The organism is Nitrospiria bacterium, assembly GCA_035498035.1.
In the GTDB taxonomy this organism is placed as follows: domain Bacteria; phylum Nitrospirota; class Nitrospiria; order JACQBZ01; family JACQBZ01; genus JACQBZ01.
This window is the reverse complement of sequence record DATKAN010000026.1, coordinates 1-19,270: the sequence shown is the minus strand read 5'-3', so window position 1 is coordinate 19,270 and position 19,270 is coordinate 1. Positions and strand designations below refer to the sequence as shown.

Genomic DNA, 19,270 nt, shown 5'->3' with positions numbered 1-19,270 from the left:
GGATCCTTTTGGAGTGGCTAGGGCATCAGGCTTTTGCCGGGCGCGAGTCCGAACTGGCGGATCTTGAGGCGAAGCGTTTTGTAATCGATTCCGAGCGCCCTCGCCGCCTTGACCCTGTTCCAATTTGTTTTCAGAAGGGTTTCCATGATTAGGACTCTCTCCGCCTCTTCCGCGGCATGGCGGCTGACATCGCGAAGGGAGTTTGTCTTGGTCCCGTCTTCCGGTGCGACCGGAACATTGGACGGAGAGGGGGGATCGAGGGGATAGAGATGGACCTCTCGGGAGGTGACGACCTTTCCATCGGAGAGGATGATCGCCCGTTCGAGGAGATTTTCAAGCTCTCGGACATTTCCGGGATAATTATACTTCATCAGTGCCTCCATGGCATCCGGAGAGATCTGGACCTTTCGTTTGCCCTCCGCCTGAAATTTTTTCAGAAAGTATTCAGTCAGTAGGGGAATGTCTTCCTTCCGTTCTCGAAGGGGGGGAATCGTAATGGGCACGACGTTGAGTCTGTAGAAAAGGTCTTCTCGAAATCGTCCCGAGCGCACCCCTTCCTGAAGGTTTTTATTGGTGGCGGCAATGACCCGGACATTGACCCGGTGCGTACGGGTTCCGCCGACGCGTTCAAACTCCTTGGTCTGAAGCACCCGGAGCAGTTTGCCCTGGACGTTGGCATCCAGTTCGGCCACCTCATCCAAAAAAAGGGTCCCCCGATCCGCCAGTTCAAACCGTCCCGGTTTGGCCGTCACGGCGCCGGTAAATGCCCCCTTTTCATGCCCGAAAAATTCGCTTTCCATCAGTCCCTCCGGGACCGCGGCGCAGTTGACGACGATAAACGCGGCCTTTTGCCGGGGGCTCCTCTGATGAATGGCCCTTGAGATGAGGTCCTTTCCCGTTCCCGTTTCTCCCTGGAGCAAGACCGTGGCCTTGTCATCTTGGGCCACCTTGGCGATCATCCGGTGAATATTCTGGATCGCCTCACTCTCCCCGATCAATCGGACGGAATCTTCAAGGAGACCCAGCTCCTCCCGGAGATAAACATTTTCCCGCACCAGTTCTTGATTCTTGATGGCGCGTTGAATGGTGATCAAGAGTTCCTCCTTCGAGAACGGCTTCATGACATAATCAAACGCCCCTTCCCGCATGGCTTTCACGGCGGTTTCGATTGTTCCGAAGGCGGTCATGATGATTACGTTGAGGTCCGGATTGATTTTCCGGAGGCGTTTGAGCGATTCGATCCCGTCCATCTGGGGCATTTTCATATCGCAGATCACCAGATCAAAGGATTGATTTTGGGCCAGGGCGAGGGCCTGTTCCGGGTTATTCTCCGTGGTGACATCATACCCCTCATGAGTCAGGATGTCACCCAAGATGCTGGTCTGCACTTTTTCATCATCGACAATTAGTACACTAGGCATGGTTCGTTTCCCCTTGAATCGGGAACAGGAGCGTAAACACCGAGCCCCTCCCGACCCGACTTTCTACTTTGATCCTTCCGCCGTGCTCCTGAACGATCCGCTCTACGATCGAAAGCCCCAATCCAAAGCCGCGTTCCTTCGTGGTGAAATAGGTACCGAAAAGCCGCGGCAGGTTTTCGGGGGGTATCCCGCAACCGGTGTCGGCGATCGAAACCGCCACCGCTTCCGTCCCATGGTTTAAAGCCGAGGTGGTCAGGGACAGTTCGCCTCCGGTCGGCATCGCCTGCAACGCATTGATCAACAGGTTGAGAAGCGCCTGGCGCAACTGGTGATAATCCACGGACAGCCGGGGCAGGTTCCCCTGATAATGACGATGAATAGTGACCTTCTGCTGGTCCGCCTCGGGAATGATGGAGGCCAACGTTTCGTCGATCAAACCGTTCAGATCCGTCGGCTGCCGAGATAGAGAGATTGGCTTTGCGGAGCGAAGGAAACCTTCGACGATTTTATTCAGCCGATCCACCTCCCGCTGGATGTTGCTGGACAAATCCAGGAATTTCTCGCGTTCCGGTTGACTCGCCGGGGCAAACCGGTCCCGCATATGATCGATGATGAGACCGATGCTGTTCAGCGGGTTTTTAATTTCGTGGGCGACCCGGGCGGCCAACTGGCTGGCAATCTCGAGCTTTTCCACCCGTTTTTGCGTTTCTTCCAGTTTGACGATTCCCTCGGTCATGCGGTTAAAGGTGGCCATCAAGACGCCGATTTCATCCCTGCGGGATTCATCCAGTCGTTGGTCAAAGTCACCTTGACCGATCCGGACCGCCGCCCGGACCAATTCGCCGATCGGCCGGGTCACGCTTTTGGCAAAATAGGAAGCAAAAAGCAGTGCAATCATAAAAAGCCCCGCGGTCGTGAACAAGCCCCACAATTTGATGCGGTCCAACTGCGCCACCGCAGAATCCATCGACATTTCGATTCTACCAAGGCCCAAAAGTCGATTCTTCTGGAATACGGGAAAGGTCATGAACATATAGGTGTGATCTCCCCGGTTCTGGATCCGCGTGTCGATCTTGTTCTTCTTCAAATAGGCCATCGTCTCCGGGCCGATTTGCTCGTCCGGCGGAAGGGTTCGTCCTTCCCTTTGCGCCGGATTGTCGATCACCACCTTATTTTGGTCGTCCATGAAATAGAGGTCGTTGATTCCTTCATTGACGCTAAAAATGTCGAAGCGGGCTTCCTCATCGCTGAAATGCTGGATGAAGTCTCGGATTTGTTGTCGGTCGTCCTCCGAAAGGTTGGCGAGAACCTGATGGTCCGTCCTTAAGAGCAAGCGGGATAGGTTCAACTGAAGAGTTTTTCCCATCAGCAAGGCGCGCTGGCGGATTTGATCGGTCAACACTTGTTTTTCCATTTGATAATTCAGGACAAACAGCAACCCCGTCGTGGTCAACAGGATCAGAAGCATCATCCACGTAAGGCGCGACCTAAACGACCAGATGGAATACATATCGTTCATGCTATCATACGAAGGGCTCACGTCTCAAGTCACAGTCACTTTCTGCAGACTTCCTAAAGCAAATTCCGGACCATGCATCACAGCGGACTCATTCCCCGTTTAAGCGGGTTCAGCATCCTCATCTATCAGGATCGATTTACCGAAAATCGGGTGTTGAAACCTGATAACCGCTCCCATTTCCCGATTCTCTTCTTGCTGACGACCCAATTAAATGTAACTTTTCGATTTGGTATCGTCCTTGCAATGTTCGCTCAGTAAACCAATCACGACCCAAACCCGTGATTCGTTCGGGGGAGATGAAATTCATGATGATGGAAGAGAAAACACGGGAATCGTCATACGGCTTTCATCGTTGCGGGATCGTGCTGGCGGCGGGCGACGGCAGGCGCCTGCGATCATTGGTCCAACGGCTTCGAGGGAATGCCCTGCCCAAGCAGTTTGTAAATCTCTACGGAACACGATCGATGCTTGAACAGACCTTTTACCGGGTTGAAAAACTCATCCCCCCGGAGTATCTCTATACCATCATCAACAAGAGCCACCTACGCTATCTCGATGTCCAACGCCAAATCGCGAGACGTGGGGAGAAGACGATTATTGTACAACCGGAAAACAAGGACACCGGGCCCGGACTCTTTTTGCCGTTGATTTACCTATCCAAACGACATCCGGCCTCCGTCGTAGCCGTCTTTCCTTCGGACCATTTCATTGTGGAAGAAGACTCCTTCATGGATTACGTGGCACGCGCCTTTCGGTATGTTGAACGCAATCCTTCGCGATTGGTCCTGTTGGGGATCAAGCCGCGGGAACCCGAATCCGAATACGGCTATATCCTTCCGGGCCCCCCCGTCGAAGATAACCGCTCGGAGGAAATCCGAACCGTCTTGAAATTCATCGAAAAACCCGGGTCACACGCGGCCCACACCCTTATACAAAGAGGAGGCTTGTGGAATTCATTGGTGATGGTGTTCCGGCTTAAAACCATGCTGGATCTAATGGCCTTATGCGTCCCGGATGTTTTTCTTGCCTACAAACGCATCGGGGAGGCCGTTGATACTCCCGCCGAATACGACGTGGTCGAATCGGTCTACACTCAAATGACGCCGATGAATTTTTCAAAGGAGATCCTGGAAAATCTCGCCCGGCGGTATCAGTCCCACTTGGCGGTTTTGAACATCGACGGCGTTTCGTGGAGCGACTGGGGATCGGAGCATCGTGTATTGAATGATTTAAGGCGATTGGGTTGTCTGAGCGACTTGGAGCAAATCGGCCCCCCAAACCATCCGGTAGTTAGGACGGCCTGAATCCGGAACCCAAGGTCGGCCGGCCAAAACGGAAAGAGGGACCTGAAATTTATTGATAAAATATAAGGAAATACGGATGGGAAAATCGTGTTTCGGGAGGTGATTATTGTGAATAAACTGATGAACATCGGAGCGTGGACATTGGTAGTCGCCGCCGTCTTTTTGGTGATCCTGATCCCGGGGCCGGCCTCCCCTGCGACGCCGATGGAGAAAGGGGATCTCTGGATCAAAACAGCCACAGAGTCCACCATGGAAAAAGACGGTCATTTGAACCTGAACCGCATCGGGGTGTCGTCCCATCACGGGATTGTTAAACTGGAAGGAACTGTTTTGACCGGGGAGGAAAAAGGCCTGGCCGAACTGATCGCGATGCAGATCCCCGGGGTACGAGGGGTCCAGAACAACATCCTGGTAATACCGCCTCTGGATCAGGACATCGCGATAGAAAAAAAGGCCCGGTCGACTCTGATCGAAAACCCGCTGATCGATATCAGGCAACTACGGGTACGCGTGGTCAACGGCATTGTGACCCTGCGCGGCATCGTCGATCGGTCCCGTGAGAGACACTTCGCGGATCGACTCGTTTCAATGCTTCCGGATGTGTCTAAAGTCGTCGACAAAATGGAAACCTTTCAACAGGTCTGAGGACGATTGTGAATCCAAAGACATGGAAGGCACCGCACCAATAGGGCCACGATCGGGTTGTTTTCCCGGATCCTGGCCCAAAGGAGGGAATTATGGCCATTCAAACGTTGTATCGGACGATTCAGGATGTCAAAGGGACGAACACGGTTCGCGTCCAGATCGGCACGGAAGGGACGATGGTCGCCCAGACGTTGCTCTCGGCCCACGCCCCCGAGGCCCCCGTCGTTGACGATCGGGGCCGGTTCGTCGGGCTCGTCAGCGAATCCGAACTGCTTGAGGTCATTGAATCCGGAAGAGAGCTTCGGTCGACCAAGGTGGAGGACATCATGAGCCGGGAGCTTCATTTCGTAAACCAGACCACCCCGATTGAAACAGCCCTGAGGTATATAGAAAAAAACCACCTGCTCAACCTCCCGGTCGTGGAGGACGGCTACCTGATCAAGACCGTCAGTCTCCACGACCTTCTCCGAGCGATGGTCAACGCCGGCCTGGGCCTGGAATAGTCCCCCCTTGCGGCGACTCGAGAAAGCAACGGGCCTGAAGGGTGTTCCCGGCCAGGGCCTGCGGGGGGCCTTCAGGCCACAAACCAGGACATTAATGGAGGGGATTCAAATGAAATGTCGACGATGTCAGGGAATCATGGTTGAAGAACGGATCTTTACCCGGGATGGTGGAACCCCCATGTGCCGATGTGTGCATTGCGGGGATCTGGTCGATACGGTCGTCATCTCGAACCGGGACCGGCCCTCGTCCCCGTTTCCAAAGACCCAGTCAGGACGGGATCGGTATTATTAAGCTTTCTTTGGAAGAAAGGAGTTAAGCCCATGCCGCAACTCAGATCCGCTTCCGCAATCATTATTATGTTGATGCTCTTGGTGATTTTGCCGGCCTGCAATCGGAAAACGGCGACGGCCACCGTCAAAAGCGACGTCTCCTCGGACACCGAGGCGACGAAACCCCCAGCGCCTCCGGCATATTCACCGACTGTTCCTACGAATCCGATACAGGAATCGACCGAAGCCTCCAAACCGCTCGAAGTCGGGCTCTCCGGTCAATCCTTTCAGGACGCCTTCTTTGATTTTGATAAATATCTGATCCGGAACGACGCCAAAGCAGGCCTACAAAAAGATGCCGAGTTCCTTAATAAACACCCCGATCTGAAAGTTCAGATCGAAGGGCATTGCGATGACCGGGGCACTGAGGAATACAATCTGGTCTTGGGGAACCATCGGGCGGGGGCGGTGAAACAATATCTGGTCACGCTGGGAGTGGAGGGTTCTCGAATCTCGGTCATCAGCTATGGAAAGGACAAGCCCTTCTGCCTCCAACACAACAAGACGTGTTATCAGGAAAACCGGCGGGGCCATTTTGTCTCCTTAACTGCGGGAACCTGAAGTAGATCCCCGAAGGTTTACCCTTTCTTCTCTCTTCGGAAAGGAGAATATCCATGGACGGCGAAGTCCTTGTGAACCGGTCATTGGTCAAGCAATGGCTGACATGGGCTTTGGTCTGGCTGACCGTCTTTCCCTTGGTCGGCCTGCTTGTTTCGATCAAGTTTCATGAACCCGATTTTCTGGGCGGCATTTCATGGCTGACCTTCGGACGGCTGCGGCCGGTTCATGTCAACGGCGTGATCTTCGGAGCCTTCTCCACCACCTTCATCGCCCTCGCCTACTATTTCGTCCCCCGCCTCTGCGGGGTCCGGATGTATAAAGAGGAATGGGGCCGGTGGCTTTTGTGGATCTGGAATGCCTTTATCTTTTTCGGGTCCATTTCCTTCATGCTCGGATATAACGCGGGGTTGGAGGCCGGAGAGTTCGAATGGCCTTTTGCGATCCTGCGATTTTTCGTCTTGGGCGCGGTCACGATCCAGATCCTGGGAACGATCTGGCGGCGCAAGGAGAGGCGCTTTTATGTGGCGATGTGGTACACCTCTGCCGCCTTCATTTGGACCGTCCTGAACCTGATATTAGGGGATGTCATACTAAAATACGTCCCGGCCTTCTCGGGCGTCAACAGCGCCGCGATGCACGGCCTGTATATCCATTATATCGTCGGGTTGTGGCTGACCCCGGCCGGACTCGCGACGATTTATTATTTTCTCCCGGTCAGTTCCAAAAACCCCCTTTACAGCCACCGTCTATCGTTGTTGGGGTTCTGGTCGCTGGCCATCTTTTACCCCATGGTCGGAATCCATCATTACCTTTATAGTCCGATCCCCCATATGAATCAGACGATTGCGATCACGACCAGTATGTTTCTGATTATTCCGGTTTGGGCCGTCACCGTGAACTTCTTCGGGACGATGAAAGGGCGTTGGGGCACAATCCTGGGAGGGGGCGGAGGGGACAATTATGCCGCGAAGTTTTTGATTCTCGGGGCCATTTATTACTGGCTGGGCTGCTTTCAAGGATCGACCGAGGCGCTCCGCCGGGTCCAGCAGCTGACCCATTTTAACGATTTTGTCATCTCCCACTCACATCTCACGGTCTTCGGCGCCATGGTGGTCTGGACGATCGCGGGTCTGTATTACGTCTGGCCGCGGGTAGCGGGCCGTGAACTGTGGAGCAACCGGTTAGCCAGCTGGCATCTCTGGCTGACGATCACGGGATTCAGCCTGATGGCCGCCGTCCTGACCGCCATGGGGTTCGTCCAAGGGTCAATGCTGGAGTACCAGGCCAATTTCGTCGATACCGTGAAAGAGTTGAAGCCTTGGTGGGCGGTACGGAGTCTCGCCGGGCTGACGATGGATATCGGATTTCTTCTTTTGGTGATCAACTTGTATAAAACGGCGCGTGAAGGAAAACCGGTGGAGCGGGCGGTCCCGGACAGCTCTCTTTGGGAGCAAGCCCCGTCAACACAACCCCGGCCCAAGGGGGGTTGGATCGAGACCCCCTCCACGGTTTTCCTTGCCGCCGGATTGGGATTTTTCTTTATGGCCGTTTTCATCCAGGGCATCATCCCCTGGATGATGCCCGAGGACCGAACCAACACGGTGACCGATGCGGTCACGAATAAAACGATCCAGGTGGCCGACTACGGCCCGCTTGAAGCGAAGGGGAGGAAAGTCTATATCCGGGAGGGATGCTGGTACTGCCACTCTCAATACGTCCGTCCGGTCACGGGAGAATCCATGCGTTGGGGGCCGGTGTCTCAGGCGGGGGAATACGCCTTTGATTTTCCCCATCTCTTCGGAACTCGCCGCATCGGTCCGGACCTGACACGGGTTGGAAGAAAATACGGAGATGATTGGCATGCCGCCCACCATTGGAACCCCCGGGCCGTCGTACCGGACTCGATTATGCCGTCGTTCCCCTGGCTGTTCGATCCGGCGAAGGGAAATGAGCCTCCGCGCCTCAACGACGACGGGAAGGCGTTGGTGTCCTATATCCAGAAACTGGGAACCGGCATCGGCGACTGGCGCGAGGTCTTCACGCCGACCCGCCTCGCAACAGGGGCGTCGTTCAATGTCGATCCGATGGAGCGGGGGGATCTGATGGCCTTGGGGAAACAGGTTTATCTGCGCCGTTGTGTCGGATGCCATGGAGAGAAGGGGGATGGGAACGGACCCTCCGCCGTTTTCTTGGATCCCAAGCCCCGTGATTTTACCCGAGGAATTTTCAAATTCCGATCGACGCCGGGGAAGGATTCCCTCCCGACCGACGGTGATCTCTTTATCACCGTCACCCACGGGCTGTGGGGAACGGCCATGCCGACGTGGCAGGAGATCTCGGAGCGTGAACGGATGGCCGTAATCCAGTATATTAAATCCTTCTCGGATCGCTGGCAAAAAGAGCCGCTCGGCCAACCGATCCCTGTATCCTCCGAGCCACCGGTCTCCGAGGCCTCGATCGCAAACGGCGAAAAACTGTTCCACGGCAAGGCCATCTGTTACCTGTGCCATGGCGCGCGAGGAAAGGGCGACGGGGTGCTGGCCAAAGGGCTGACGGACGTTTGGGGTCATCAGGAACATCCGGCCAACTTCACCTTACCGGCGGGCGATCACGGCGGGGTGAAGCTAGGTCATGATGGAGCACACATTTATAAGACGATCCTGACCGGGGTGGGCGGAACGCCGATGCCGCCCTTTCAGGATAAGCTTTCGCCTTCGGAGGCTTGGGACGTGGTTCATTATGTCCAGTCCCTTCGGGTGCGGGCCCATGAGGCCGAGCTGGCCGCGGCGGGGCTGAAGGAGTCGGATCACGACGTATCCCTCACGCGCATCTGGGCTTCGCTCTCTCCGGCGGCGCAGCGGGGGGAAATTGATGAGGCCCTGGTTCGGGGTCGGCCTGAGAAGGCCCGAATCGCTCGGGTCTCCTCTCCGGTAGAAACATCGGGAGGTCTGCCATGACACCAATGACCAAAACAGAGGGGACGGAGACATTGAACAGATCGGAAGCGACCAAAGCCCCCGGGGACGAGGTCTATCGATACCAGGACTCGGGAATTGCGGAACGGCACGGAAAAATTCCACTGTGGCTCACGCTCGTCTCGATCGCCCTGTTGATCTGGGGGGTCTATTATACGATCCAATACTGGAGTACGGACTAGGAATCTTCGGATTTTTTTACCCGGGGTCATGGATGGGCATTCGAAAGGGGGAAAAACATGAAATATGAACCTAAGAACTTTAATCACCTGCTGGGAATAAAAGGCTTGAGTGATGGGTTGTTGAAAACCCATTTTTCCTTATACCAAGGCTACGTGGCGAACACCAATAAAATGGTCGAGCGTTTGAATCAGCTGTTGCAGGACGGAAACACGGAAACGCCCGATTACGGAGAATTGAAACGCCGATTCGGATGGGAATTTAACGGCATGCGCCTGCACGAATACTATTTCGGTAACTTGACCAAGGATCCCGCGCCGATAGACGAACGCTCGTCGTTATTTAAAAAACTGGTGAACGATTTCGGCGGTTTCAACCGTTGGGAGAAAGATTTTGAGGCCACCGGCGCGCTTCGCGGCATCGGATGGGCGGTGCTGTCCTACGATTCCATGGAATCGCGACTTTTCAACGTTTGGATCAACGAACACAATGCGGGCCAACTCTCCGGAGCCGTTCCCCTTCTGATTATGGACGTGTTTGAACACGCCTATATCATCGATTATGGGATCAAGCGGGGGGATTATATCGAGGTCTTTCTCAGGACCATCGACTGGAACATAGTCGACGGGCGTTTCCAGGCCGCTCAATCCAATGAGGGACGAAGGAAACAAGGGATAATTCATCGGGTCTAGCCGCAGGCCTAATCCGGCAGCGGCTTCCCCTTCGTTTCCGGAGCAAAAGGGAGTGCGACGATTCCCAAGAGGTAGACGATTCCGATCAGACTGGCGGCCTTGCCGGGCTCAAACAGCGTGCCCAGGTATCCTTTGACCAAGGGCCCGGTTGATGCCAGAACTCTCCCGATGTTGAAGCAAAACCCTACACCGGTGGCACGGATCGAGGTGGGATAAAGCTCCGGGAGATAGATCGGAAAGCCGCTGAAGATTCCGTTGTTGAAAAAACCCATGACCGGAAGCAGCCCCAAAACGACGGTATAATCTTTCGGCGAATAGAACGTGAGGGGCAGCATGACAAAACTGCCCAGACACATGAGAAAGAACGTGGCGCGGCGGCCGATGCGATCGGCGATCGGTCCAAAGGCCAGATAGCCCGCCAGCGCTCCGATGTTGAGGCTCATCACCGAATAGCTCACATACCGATTGACGGCGCCCGGGTCCAGATTCTGAGGAGCCAGCATTTCACGGACCAGGGTCGGCGTCCAGTTCGTGGCGCCCCACAGGCCGAAGACGGCGACAAAGGCCAGGAGGGATCCTACCGCGGTGCGACTCCGGAGGTCTCGACGGAACAACCGTTTGAGACTGAACTCGAGCAGTTCCCGCTCCCGCTCCGAGCGCGCAGCGGGAGCGACTTTCTGAAGCGCATGCTTCCGGTCCTCGCCCACCTTGAGCCAGCGCTCCGGCTCCTTCACCGTAAAACGAACCAGGAGGGTCACCAGCGCCGGAAGTATCCCGACAAGAAATAGGATTCGCCACCCGTAGGATCCGAGCCATAGATTGGCCAACGCGGCGAGAAAGAAACCGGCCGCCCAGGCCGATTGAAGAATCCCCGCCGCTTTCGCCCGCTTGGCTTCCGGCCAGGTCTCGGCCACCAGCGCGGCACCCGCCGCCCATTCGCCGCCGATGCCCAAAGCCGTCAAGAACCGATATGCCGTCAATTCCCACCATGTGTGTGAGAGCGCGGCCATGCCTGTAAAGATCGAATAGATCAGTATGGTCAGGATCATTGTCCGGGTTCGACCGATGTAATCTGCCAGGACGCCGAACAGCACGCCGCCCAGAGCCCATCCGATCAGAAAAACCGAGAAGATAACCCCGCCGTACCACTCAATTCCTTGAATCGAATTCTCGGCCCCAAGGAGCTCATGAAGCGCCGGTTGAAGCGTCACGGCATAAAGGGTGGAATCCATCGAGTCGAAGACCCATCCCAGCCAGGCGACGGTCAGGACCAGCCACTGGTATCCGCTCACCTCGGCCCAAAAGGGTTTTGGCCCCGGATTGGTTTGGCGCTCCTCTTCCCTCACGGAATATTCCCTAATCCCTGGCGATGCATCATATTATTATAAGGATAGAGTTAACCAAAGGCAACGCGGAAGAATTATCATTAAACTGCCCCAGCAGGCTTTCCGAGCCAACGGCCCATTTCCATCCCCCAAAAACCCTTCTTTTGTGTAGTTGACATTTTCCATAAGTTATGGGTATAGTCCGATGCATTACTTCCCAAACCAACCCTATCTGGAACCCCATGAACCGGAGTCGAGCAAATCTTAGGATTGTGCTGTTGACCGGGATCCTGATTTTCCCCTTCCTCGGGGTAGGGGCAGAGAGCGCCACAACCGAATCCGCGGCCGGGCCCTTGTTTGTTTTGAGCTACCAACACAATCTTCTGAGCGCAAATATTCAGGCGATCTCTTTGAAGGAAGTATTGCAACGCCTCAGCCAACTCACGCAAATCGAAAGCTGTCTCGACGGGTCCATTGGAAATGAGTCCGTCACGGTCGAATTCGAGAACCTTCCGTTAGAGGAAGGAATCCGGCAGATTCTGCAGGGAAAGAGCTACGCACTTACTTACACCCAAACTTCCTTTCAAAGAGGCGATACGACGTTGCCGAAGCTCATGGGAATCCGGGTTGTTCCGAAAGGTGCGATCCCCCCTTTAGGAAACGAACGATCGGATTCCTCCGCGCCCTTTTCCGGTTCAGGCCCGAGGGAAGATCGCCCCCATTCCGTGGCCGCGCAGACGGCGGAAGCATCCTTGCCCCCCGATGACGCGACGGACTCCGGCCTTCGCGATCAGGATCCAAGGGTCCGCGAAGCCGCGCTGGAAAGTTTGGGACGATCGGACCGGCCGATTCCTTTCGACCCCATTGCGGAAATTTCCAGGACGGACGAAAACCCCGTTCTCCGGATGGACGCCTTGGAGCTACTGGCGGAGAAAGGAGGCGACGCCGCGCTGGATCCGGTACGGGAGGCGCTAAAGGACCCGGACCCCGAGGTTCGGGGGCTGGCTCAAGGTCTGATGGAAGAGCAACGGGCTTTGGCCCTAACCCGTCTCGAGCAGCTGAAGGTGAAAAATCCTTAAGGGACACTCATAAATTTCAATGAAAGGAGGTTGCGAGTTCGAATCATTCGTTTCCGGAAATGGTGGAAATGCCCCGGATTAAGGGTCCAAACTGGATCACATAATTTTAAGAGGGAGGAGGAATCGTCATGAAACACACCTCAAAATTTAAATTCACGGCAATGTCTATTGTTCTATCAGCGCTGGCGGTGGTCACGGTTTTGACCGGGGGTCAGGCCTTTGCCCAGGTCAGCACCTTAAATGTCGCAAACGCGACGTGCGGGGACGAGGAGGTCACCATTACCTATGAGGACGGATCAACAGCCACGGCACCCTATACTATGACAGCCAGCGGAGTCAAGGCGGGAACCGGGGACCAGGATGTGATCAAGGGCAGTGCCGGTCCGGATACGATCAGCGGTCGCGATGGAGACGACATCATCTGCGGATTCGGAGGCCACGACACCCTGGTCGGCGGGAATGGCAACGATCTTCTGATCGGCGGGAACGATTCCGACACGTTGGTCGGCGGAGCCGGAGACGACACGCTGTTCGGTGAAGGGGGCAACGACACCCTGTCCGGCGGCGACGGAAACGACGTCCTGTCCGGCGGCGACGGAAACGACACCCTGATCGGGGGCGCGGGCAACGATACTCTGAAAGGAGACGCCGGCAATGATGCCCTGTATGGGGACGGAGACGATGACACCGTCATCGGAGGTCCCGGCAATGATGCCCTGTACGGAGGGACCGGTAACGACTCCCTCACCGGTGACAACATCGAGGGACTAAATGACGGACTCGCGGATTCCTGCAACGGCGGCACCGGCACCGATGACGCCGACGCGAACTGCGATAAGATGCTGGCCATTCCTTAATTTGGGGACCGGAAGGTTCCCCTGAGCAAGGAAAACCGCCCCGCCGAACCGGCGGGGCGGTTTTTTTCTTTTTTCCCATCCATCTCCGACCGTTCTTCCGGATCAGAGATCGAGGTCAGGTCTTGTCAAGCCCTTAACTCCCCTTCTCCGGATCCTCGTACCGGAGTTGACGTCATCTCCGTAGACCCCTCGGGAATACGAACACTTATCTTCAATCGATGCAATCAACCAGGAAATCTAGGCTTGGACTTTATAAGGCGGAAAAGGAATAAAGGCATCACAGAAGGATAACCCTTTCATGGTTACTTCAAAAACCCACTTTTGTGTAGTTGACATTTAGCCCGCATATATGCTTATATTCTTTATTATTTTATTTAAAAATTTTCCCAAAGCTTTAAAAGTTACTTCTTATTAGAGGCTGGGCACTTCCCACAGGGAACTAAGGGCCTCCTGTGGATTATAATGGTGCTTAGGGCTTCTCTATGAGGATGAAGCTCTTGCGCCCTCTTTGGCCGTCAGGCTTTCGGGTTACAAAATATAAGCCTTCTTCTGAGCGAATGCTCGGGAGAAGGCTTCTTTGTTTTTCGTGCCAACATTTTTCTATGATATCACGAAAGATAGGGACATAGACTGCGTATAGTGAAATTCAAGACAGCGTCACGATTCAAATTAGGCCAGAAAGTGAGCCATCTTAATTTACATTCTTTCAATAACCTCTTGAGAAAGGCTTAACAAACAATCCTTTATTCTATTATCTTTGTAGAAAACATGGCTGTTCTGCTGTCGTCAAGAGAGATGAAATTAATAAGACACCTGCTTAGCGATTGATAGATAACAGTATCTCTTAGGATAACTTGGTTATCCATCTAGATACACCGTAGTTGCCATTATCACAAGGTGGCACTTGTATTTTGGAGATAAATAATGGCACCAAAATTGCTCACTCACATAGAAGGGTGATCTAGATTTATGGATGAAGGAGCCTGAAGTTGGAACGATCCTCCCGCATGAAAGACCATCGAACACAGTTCAGGGTTTTGGCGTTAACGGGCGCATTCATTCTGCCATTCCTCGTTCTGTGGGAAAAAAACATAAACGCCGCCTCCGTTTCCGATCCACCGTTTGTTCTGACCCTCAAAGACAATCATCTGAGCGCAAAGATTGTGGCGGTATCCTTAATAAACGTCCTGGAAAAGCTAGCCCAGCTTACGAATGTCGAGACCTCTCTGGATCGTTCTGTTGCAAATGAAACCGTCTCGGCCGAATTCAACAATCTCCCGCTGGAGGAAGGAATCCGGCGGATACTGCAGGGCAAGAGCTATGCCCTAACCTACGCTCGAACTTCTTTTTCAAATGGTCGTACGCCCGTTCCAAAGGTTGTTGAGATCAGGGTGGTATCAAAGAATTCGGGACCGGGCACGGCCCAGCGGGACGCCGATTTCATGATTGTTTCTCGTGGCCGAGAGGGATCCCTTGGAACGTCCGACGCTGGAAAGGATCGGGCGCGCGAGTCGGCGGCGACAATTGATCCTCAAGCTCGAATGACCGCCATAACCACTTTAAAGGAGGAGGCTGAAGAAAAAAGGATGGAGACCCTTCAAGCGGTGATTGCCGGCCTTTCGGACGAGGATTCACAGGTTCGAGAGGCGGCTTTGGAAGTCTTGAAGGATGGAGACGGGCCTGTCCCGCTTGAGCCATTATCCGAGGTGGCTTTGAGGGACGCGAGCCCCGAACATCGGATGGATGCCTTGATGCTGTTGGCCGAGCGGAACGGGCAGGCCGCGCTGGGTCCGCTGAACCAGGCCGTAAATGATCCCGATCCGGGTGTCAGCGAGATGGCAAGGACGCTGCTGAAGACATTAAAGGAAGATTAGCGTTTAGGGCCAATCGACCGAGCCGAAAGGGGGTGTTTGCCTATAAATTTAATGTTCGGGCTTTAGCAAGGCCAGACAGGTTCACGCTCGAACGTCGGGCATACAGAAACCTCAAGCAAGGAGGAAAGGGTCATGAAGAACAAAACAAAGATTCATTTACCGATTCTAGCGATATTTTTAATTGCCGCGGCCATGTTTACTGCGTCGATTGCGAGCCCAGCTTTAGCGGACTGGACGGACGGCTATTGGGGTTCCGTGACTGCCGTGGTATGCAATGCGACCAATCCGCAACATCCATTTGCCCGGGTCATCGGGGGTAACCACCCGGGTGTCTATCCGGCGACCCTTGTCGGGAGCAATAAAAGCGAGACGCTTCGTGGCACCGACGGCGACGACGTTATCTTCGGCATGGCTGGAAACAACACAGTCCAAGCAAATGGCGGAAATGATATCGTGTGCGGGGGCGGAGTTACCGACAACCTGTACGGCGGAGACGGCGATGACATTCTGATCGGCGGTTCCGGAAAGAACACACTCAATGGCGGGAACGGAAACGACATCCTCATCGGTTTCGACGCCAACGATTCGCTGTTCGCCGGCGCTGGGGATAATCTTCTGATCGGCGGAGCGGGCAAGGATTCGCTCTTCGGAGGTGTCGGCAATGACACGCTGTACGGTCAGGACGCCGATGACAAGCTCTTCGGCGGCGGCGGAATCGACGCCTGCGATGGGGGTACGCACGTGACCAGTGATGCCATTTATGGCTGCGAGACGATCACGTATGACCACACACCTCCCGTTGCGGCCGTATATGTTCCATAAATGAATGAAGCCGCCCCGCCGTTCCGGCGGGGCGGTTTTTTTTGCGTCGACATATCCCCGACCCATATCCGATCTCGCGGTGGAATCCGGGTGCTTTATCGGGCCTGGTCAAGCCGGGGAATTCATTTCGGGGCCCCCTGTGGAACGGGGGCGGTCACGCGGGGATCGATTCCGAAAGTTTCCTTCATCCACTGCCAGAACGGAGGGAGAGGAATTTCGCCCGGGGATTTCACGGCCGGGCCTTTCGCCGTCATCAGGAGCTGGGAAAATCGCTCCTGCGCCATTTTCTGAGCCTGGTCGATCCGCCCCGACATCGCGAGGGCATAGACGGCGAGGCGAAAAGCCTCTTGGCGAACCTGCGGGAGTTGCCCGGCCCGTGCGAGAGGCTCGACGGCCGCGGAATAATTCCGCTCCGATATGAAGCGTATCCCGAGATGGTACTGCAGAAGGGGGTCGGCCCGTTCCGCCGGCCCGGCCTCGGCCACGATGCGTTGAATGTCCGGATCACTCCCCAAACGCCAGAGGACCGCGGTGCTCAGGGAAGACCGGGTCAGGAGGGCATGGGCGTCTTCGTACCCGGGATGCTCCCTTTGCATCGTACCGTACCAGTGGGCGTTGATAATATCCTGAACGCCGAAGTAAGGCAGGGAGGCGGTCAGCAGTTGTTCCGGCCAGAGGCGTTTGATGAGGGGGCTGTTTCGAAAGCGTTCCCTCGCGGCGTCCATATCGGTGAAGCCCCGAAAGAGCCGCCCGACCTCCTCTTGGGACCCTAAGGGAGCCTCGATCAGCTTTGGATAATTGTCGACGAGGGGCGGCGAGTCCCCGACGAGGCGTTTCACAAACTCGGCATCTCCGATATAGAGCGCACCGAGCTGTTCGGGCCGCTCGAACCCCACCGCCCTCATCTCGGGCGCCACAACCGGGTCGTCCCACTGCCGGGTAAACTGCTCCTCGGAGACCGGCCCCTGGGCATGGCGGGTTCCCGCCATCATCAAACTGGTCCCCATCGCGTTCCAAAGCGAACAGTCCTCGAAGGCGTCGCAAAAGGCCCGAAGGATGGCCTTGGTGCTCACATCCGTGAGCGAATGCAGCGGCAGCCAATACGTGACGATTCCGCCTTCGGACAGCCGGTCGTGAAGCAGCTGAAAGTACTCGCGCGTGTAAAGGTTTTCAACACCGGCAATCCCGGGCGGGGGCGGTTCCGCCGTGATCAGATCGAAGTCCCGGTCCGTCGTTTGCAGAAAGTAGCGCCCGTCTTCGATGTGGACACGAACCCGGGGGTCCTGCAAAGGACGGTCGGCGGGCTTCGGATAGACGATGTCGTTCATCTCCAGAACATCCCTGGAAATGTCGACGACATCGATGGACTCCAGGCTTTTCGAGTCCGTCAACGCCTTGGCCGTGTTCCCGACCCCGTAGCAGATCAGGAGGGCCCGTTTGAGGTTCGGGTGGACCGCCATCGGCCAGTAGACAAACAACTTCATGTAGCGTCGAGAGGAAATTCCCGTCCCGGACATCGAATATGAGTTGGTCAGCATCGTGTAGGACAGCGGTCTTCCCAGCATCTCCTTTTCGAAGTAAATGATGGTTTCGGTGAGACCCTCGCGAAGGCCCGCGACCTTGCCGGCGGCGTCTCCATGAAGATACCGCTTCACGGGAACCTGAAGAAGACGATTTTCCATCAACCCGAAGGGAAAGAGCGCCGCGCCCACCAGAAACACGGCCGCGCCCGCGAACGCGATCCGCCGCGGGATCGGACTCCCGGGCCACAGCAGGGCCCCGATTCCCCCATAGAGCAGGGCGATGAAGAAAAGCGACTTCTCCATTCCCAAGACCGGGAGAAAAAAGAACCCGGCGACCAGCGCACCCAACGCGGCCCCCACGGTATTGGCCAGGGTGAGGATGCCGGTGGTTGCGGTTTCGGAGGCCAGGCTGTGACGCAGGGCGGCCCCGACCAGCGTGAAGAAAATACCGGAAAGAAATGAAACGGGAAACATGAGGGGCGCTCCGACCCGTAGAATCTCGACCGGACCGGTGATCACGTAGGGGGAGGCCGCAAAGGGCTGGAGGGCCAGCGGAAACGCGGCGTAGGAGCCCACGCACAAAAGCCCGGCCGAAAAGGCCAGCGGCGAACCGAAGCGATGGGCCTCCGGTAAGATGCGCATCCATAGGGACGCAGCCAGACCGCCCAGCGCAATGCCCGCCAAAACTACGGCCAGCATCAGCGCAAAGGCCATCGCATGGCCCATGACAAAGAGCAAGAGGAAACGAAACCAGACAACCTCCAAAGCGAGAAGGCAGAATCCCGATACAAACGCCGAGGCAAGCCAGCGCCATTCCGCGGTCCGGTAAAGGGGTCGTCGGCCCGCCCCCGAAGGGGACGACGCCTGCGGGGAGGCCATTTGGGAGATCCCCACCGCGACGGCGGCGGCGGCCATGTTCAACATTCCCGCCATCAACGCGGTCCCGTGCACTCCGAAAACACCGATGAAGTAGGTCTCGCCCACCACCACCCCGATCACCGCGCCGAGAGTGTTCCATCCATAGAGCCTCCCCAGCACCCGGCCAAAATTGGGATCATAGGCCGTAAGAACCTTCGTCAACAAGGGCAGCGTCACCCCCATCGCCGTGGAGGGAATGAGCAGCAAGATGAATGCCAGGAAGAGCCGAACGGGGTTCAAGATCCATGGATGTTCCAACAGCGGCCGAAACCAGGGCGCAAGCTCCGCTCCGAGGACCGGGAACAGAACGACCAGGCCGATTCCGGATATTGCGATGGCCAATTCGACCATGGCATAGACGCGTACCGGGTTACCGAGGCGATCCCCGTATCGCGCGGCCAGCGCATTGCCCAAGGCGAGCCCGCCCATGAAACCCGAGAGAACCAGGCTGGAAGCCCAAACGCTGTTGCCGAGCGCCAGCCCCGCCTGATGAAACCAGAGGGTCTCGAAGATGAGTGCCGACGACCCTGAAATGAAGAAGATCGCGCAGATGAGAAGGGTCATTCCATACCGTCGATTAAAGTGGGATCCGAAGAAGGATTCGGATTGGGAGTAAATACTTGCGGGGAATTAAACCGCTATCAGGGGTCATGCCTTCACTGGGCCTCGTGAATCAACAAATTCGATTCACGCTACTACAAACGGTGGGGCGTGTCAAGCCGAAAACCCGGACTGAATCAAT

Annotated in this window: 16 protein-coding genes; 12 read left to right on the top strand and 4 right to left on the bottom strand. The window is 55.7% G+C overall.

Translation table 11 applies throughout. From position 1 onward, the window contains the following. Positions 1–17 precede the first annotated feature (17 nt). Positions 18–1,421: a sigma-54 dependent transcriptional regulator gene (locus VMN77_05500; GenBank protein HTN43237.1), complete on the bottom strand. Its 1,404-nt coding sequence runs from the start codon at positions 1,419–1,421 to the stop codon at positions 18–20. Further along, the gene (locus VMN77_05495; GenBank protein HTN43236.1) at positions 1,414–2,892 is read right to left on the bottom strand and encodes an ATP-binding protein; all 1,479 of its coding nucleotides are present in this window, start codon (positions 2,890–2,892) and stop codon (positions 1,414–1,416) included. The genes VMN77_05500 and VMN77_05495 overlap by 8 nt, the downstream gene beginning before the upstream one ends. Positions 2,893–3,245: 353 nt before the next feature. Here VMN77_05495 and VMN77_05490 point away from each other — a divergent pair, with 353 nt between their 5' ends. The 8 genes from VMN77_05490 to VMN77_05455 all read left to right on the top strand — a co-directional run bounded on the left by VMN77_05490 (position 3,246) and on the right by VMN77_05455 (position 10,130). Continuing rightward, on the top strand, positions 3,246–4,244 hold the full coding sequence (locus VMN77_05490; GenBank protein ID HTN43235.1) for a sugar phosphate nucleotidyltransferase: 999 nt from the start codon (positions 3,246–3,248) through the stop codon (positions 4,242–4,244). Between the two features lie 108 nt (positions 4,245–4,352). Further along, a complete protein-coding gene (locus tag VMN77_05485; GenBank protein ID HTN43234.1) occupies positions 4,353–4,889 on the top strand; it encodes a BON domain-containing protein in 537 nt (178 codons plus the stop codon). Positions 4,890–4,981: 92 nt separating this feature from the next. Further along, positions 4,982–5,392 carry a CBS domain-containing protein gene (locus VMN77_05480; protein HTN43233.1) on the top strand — a complete coding sequence of 137 codons (411 nt, stop codon included), beginning with the start codon at positions 4,982–4,984 and terminating at the stop codon, positions 5,390–5,392. 109 nt (positions 5,393–5,501) lie between these two features. Next, positions 5,502–5,684, top strand: coding sequence for a hypothetical protein (locus tag VMN77_05475; protein ID HTN43232.1), 183 nt, complete (start codon positions 5,502–5,504; stop codon positions 5,682–5,684). A 29-nt stretch (positions 5,685–5,713) separates the two neighbouring features. Next, complete coding sequence (gene pal / locus VMN77_05470; GenBank protein HTN43231.1) at positions 5,714–6,283, top strand: peptidoglycan-associated lipoprotein Pal; 570 nt, start codon at positions 5,714–5,716, stop codon at positions 6,281–6,283. Between the two features lie 53 nt (positions 6,284–6,336). After that, positions 6,337–9,240, top strand: a complete 2,904-nt coding sequence (locus VMN77_05465) for a cbb3-type cytochrome c oxidase subunit I (protein HTN43230.1) — start codon at positions 6,337–6,339, stop codon at positions 9,238–9,240. Next, positions 9,237–9,440 (top strand): hypothetical protein, encoded by a 204-nt coding sequence (locus VMN77_05460; protein HTN43229.1) that lies wholly within the window; start codon positions 9,237–9,239, stop codon positions 9,438–9,440. Before VMN77_05465 ends, VMN77_05460 begins: the two co-directional genes overlap by 4 nt. 57 nt (positions 9,441–9,497) lie before the next feature. Further along, the gene (locus VMN77_05455) at positions 9,498–10,130 is read left to right on the top strand and encodes a Fe-Mn family superoxide dismutase (protein ID HTN43228.1); all 633 of its coding nucleotides are present in this window, start codon (positions 9,498–9,500) and stop codon (positions 10,128–10,130) included. Positions 10,131–10,138: 8 nt separating this feature from the next. Here VMN77_05455 and VMN77_05450 read toward each other — a convergent pair whose 3' ends face one another. Next, entirely contained in the window at positions 10,139–11,476 is a 1,338-nt protein-coding gene (locus tag VMN77_05450; GenBank protein ID HTN43227.1) for an MFS transporter, read from the bottom strand. Between the two features lie 257 nt (positions 11,477–11,733). Here VMN77_05450 and VMN77_05445 point away from each other — a divergent pair, with 257 nt between their 5' ends. The 4 genes from VMN77_05445 to VMN77_05430 all read left to right on the top strand — a co-directional run bounded on the left by VMN77_05445 (position 11,734) and on the right by VMN77_05430 (position 16,087). Continuing rightward, a complete protein-coding gene (locus VMN77_05445; GenBank protein HTN43226.1) occupies positions 11,734–12,534 on the top strand; it encodes a HEAT repeat domain-containing protein in 801 nt (266 codons plus the stop codon). A gap of 128 nt (positions 12,535–12,662) precedes the next feature. Beyond that, the gene (locus VMN77_05440; protein ID HTN43225.1) at positions 12,663–13,391 is read left to right on the top strand and encodes a calcium-binding protein; all 729 of its coding nucleotides are present in this window, start codon (positions 12,663–12,665) and stop codon (positions 13,389–13,391) included. Between the two features lie 1,007 nt (positions 13,392–14,398). Beyond that, entirely contained in the window at positions 14,399–15,265 is an 867-nt protein-coding gene (locus tag VMN77_05435) for a hypothetical protein (protein ID HTN43224.1), read from the top strand. Between the two features lie 132 nt (positions 15,266–15,397). After that, positions 15,398–16,087, top strand: a complete 690-nt coding sequence (locus VMN77_05430) for a calcium-binding protein (GenBank protein ID HTN43223.1) — start codon at positions 15,398–15,400, stop codon at positions 16,085–16,087. A 122-nt stretch (positions 16,088–16,209) separates the two neighbouring features. On the opposite strand, the gene VMN77_05425 is transcribed toward VMN77_05430, so the two are convergent. Then, complete coding sequence (locus VMN77_05425; protein ID HTN43222.1) at positions 16,210–19,092, bottom strand: spermidine synthase; 2,883 nt, start codon at positions 19,090–19,092, stop codon at positions 16,210–16,212. Between the last annotated feature and the right edge of the window lie 178 nt (positions 19,093–19,270).

Bases quoted from the DNA above. Each gene is read 5' to 3' on its own strand.
- VMN77_05425 (HTN43222.1), bottom strand. From the start codon at position 19,092: ATGACCCTTCTCATCTGCGCGATCTTCTTCATTTCAGGGTCGTCGGCA.
- VMN77_05495 (HTN43236.1), bottom strand. From the start codon at position 2,892: ATGATGCTTCTGATCCTGTTGACCACGACGGGGTTGCTGTTTGTCCTG.
- VMN77_05435 (HTN43224.1), top strand. From the start codon at position 14,399: ATGAAAGACCATCGAACACAGTTCAGGGTTTTGGCGTTAACGGGCGCA.
- VMN77_05500 (HTN43237.1), bottom strand. From the start codon at position 1,421: ATGCCTAGTGTACTAATTGTCGATGATGAAAAAGTGCAGACCAGCATC.
- VMN77_05430 (HTN43223.1), top strand. From the start codon at position 15,398: ATGAAGAACAAAACAAAGATTCATTTACCGATTCTAGCGATATTTTTA.
- VMN77_05455 (HTN43228.1), top strand. From the start codon at position 9,498: ATGAAATATGAACCTAAGAACTTTAATCACCTGCTGGGAATAAAAGGC.
- VMN77_05490 (HTN43235.1), top strand. From the start codon at position 3,246: ATGATGATGGAAGAGAAAACACGGGAATCGTCATACGGCTTTCATCGT.
- VMN77_05465 (HTN43230.1), top strand. From the start codon at position 6,337: ATGGACGGCGAAGTCCTTGTGAACCGGTCATTGGTCAAGCAATGGCTG.
- VMN77_05440 (HTN43225.1), top strand. From the start codon at position 12,663: ATGAAACACACCTCAAAATTTAAATTCACGGCAATGTCTATTGTTCTA.
- VMN77_05460 (HTN43229.1), top strand. From the start codon at position 9,237: ATGACACCAATGACCAAAACAGAGGGGACGGAGACATTGAACAGATCG.
- VMN77_05480 (HTN43233.1), top strand. From the start codon at position 4,982: ATGGCCATTCAAACGTTGTATCGGACGATTCAGGATGTCAAAGGGACG.
- VMN77_05475 (HTN43232.1), top strand. From the start codon at position 5,502: ATGAAATGTCGACGATGTCAGGGAATCATGGTTGAAGAACGGATCTTT.
- pal (HTN43231.1), top strand. From the start codon at position 5,714: ATGCCGCAACTCAGATCCGCTTCCGCAATCATTATTATGTTGATGCTC.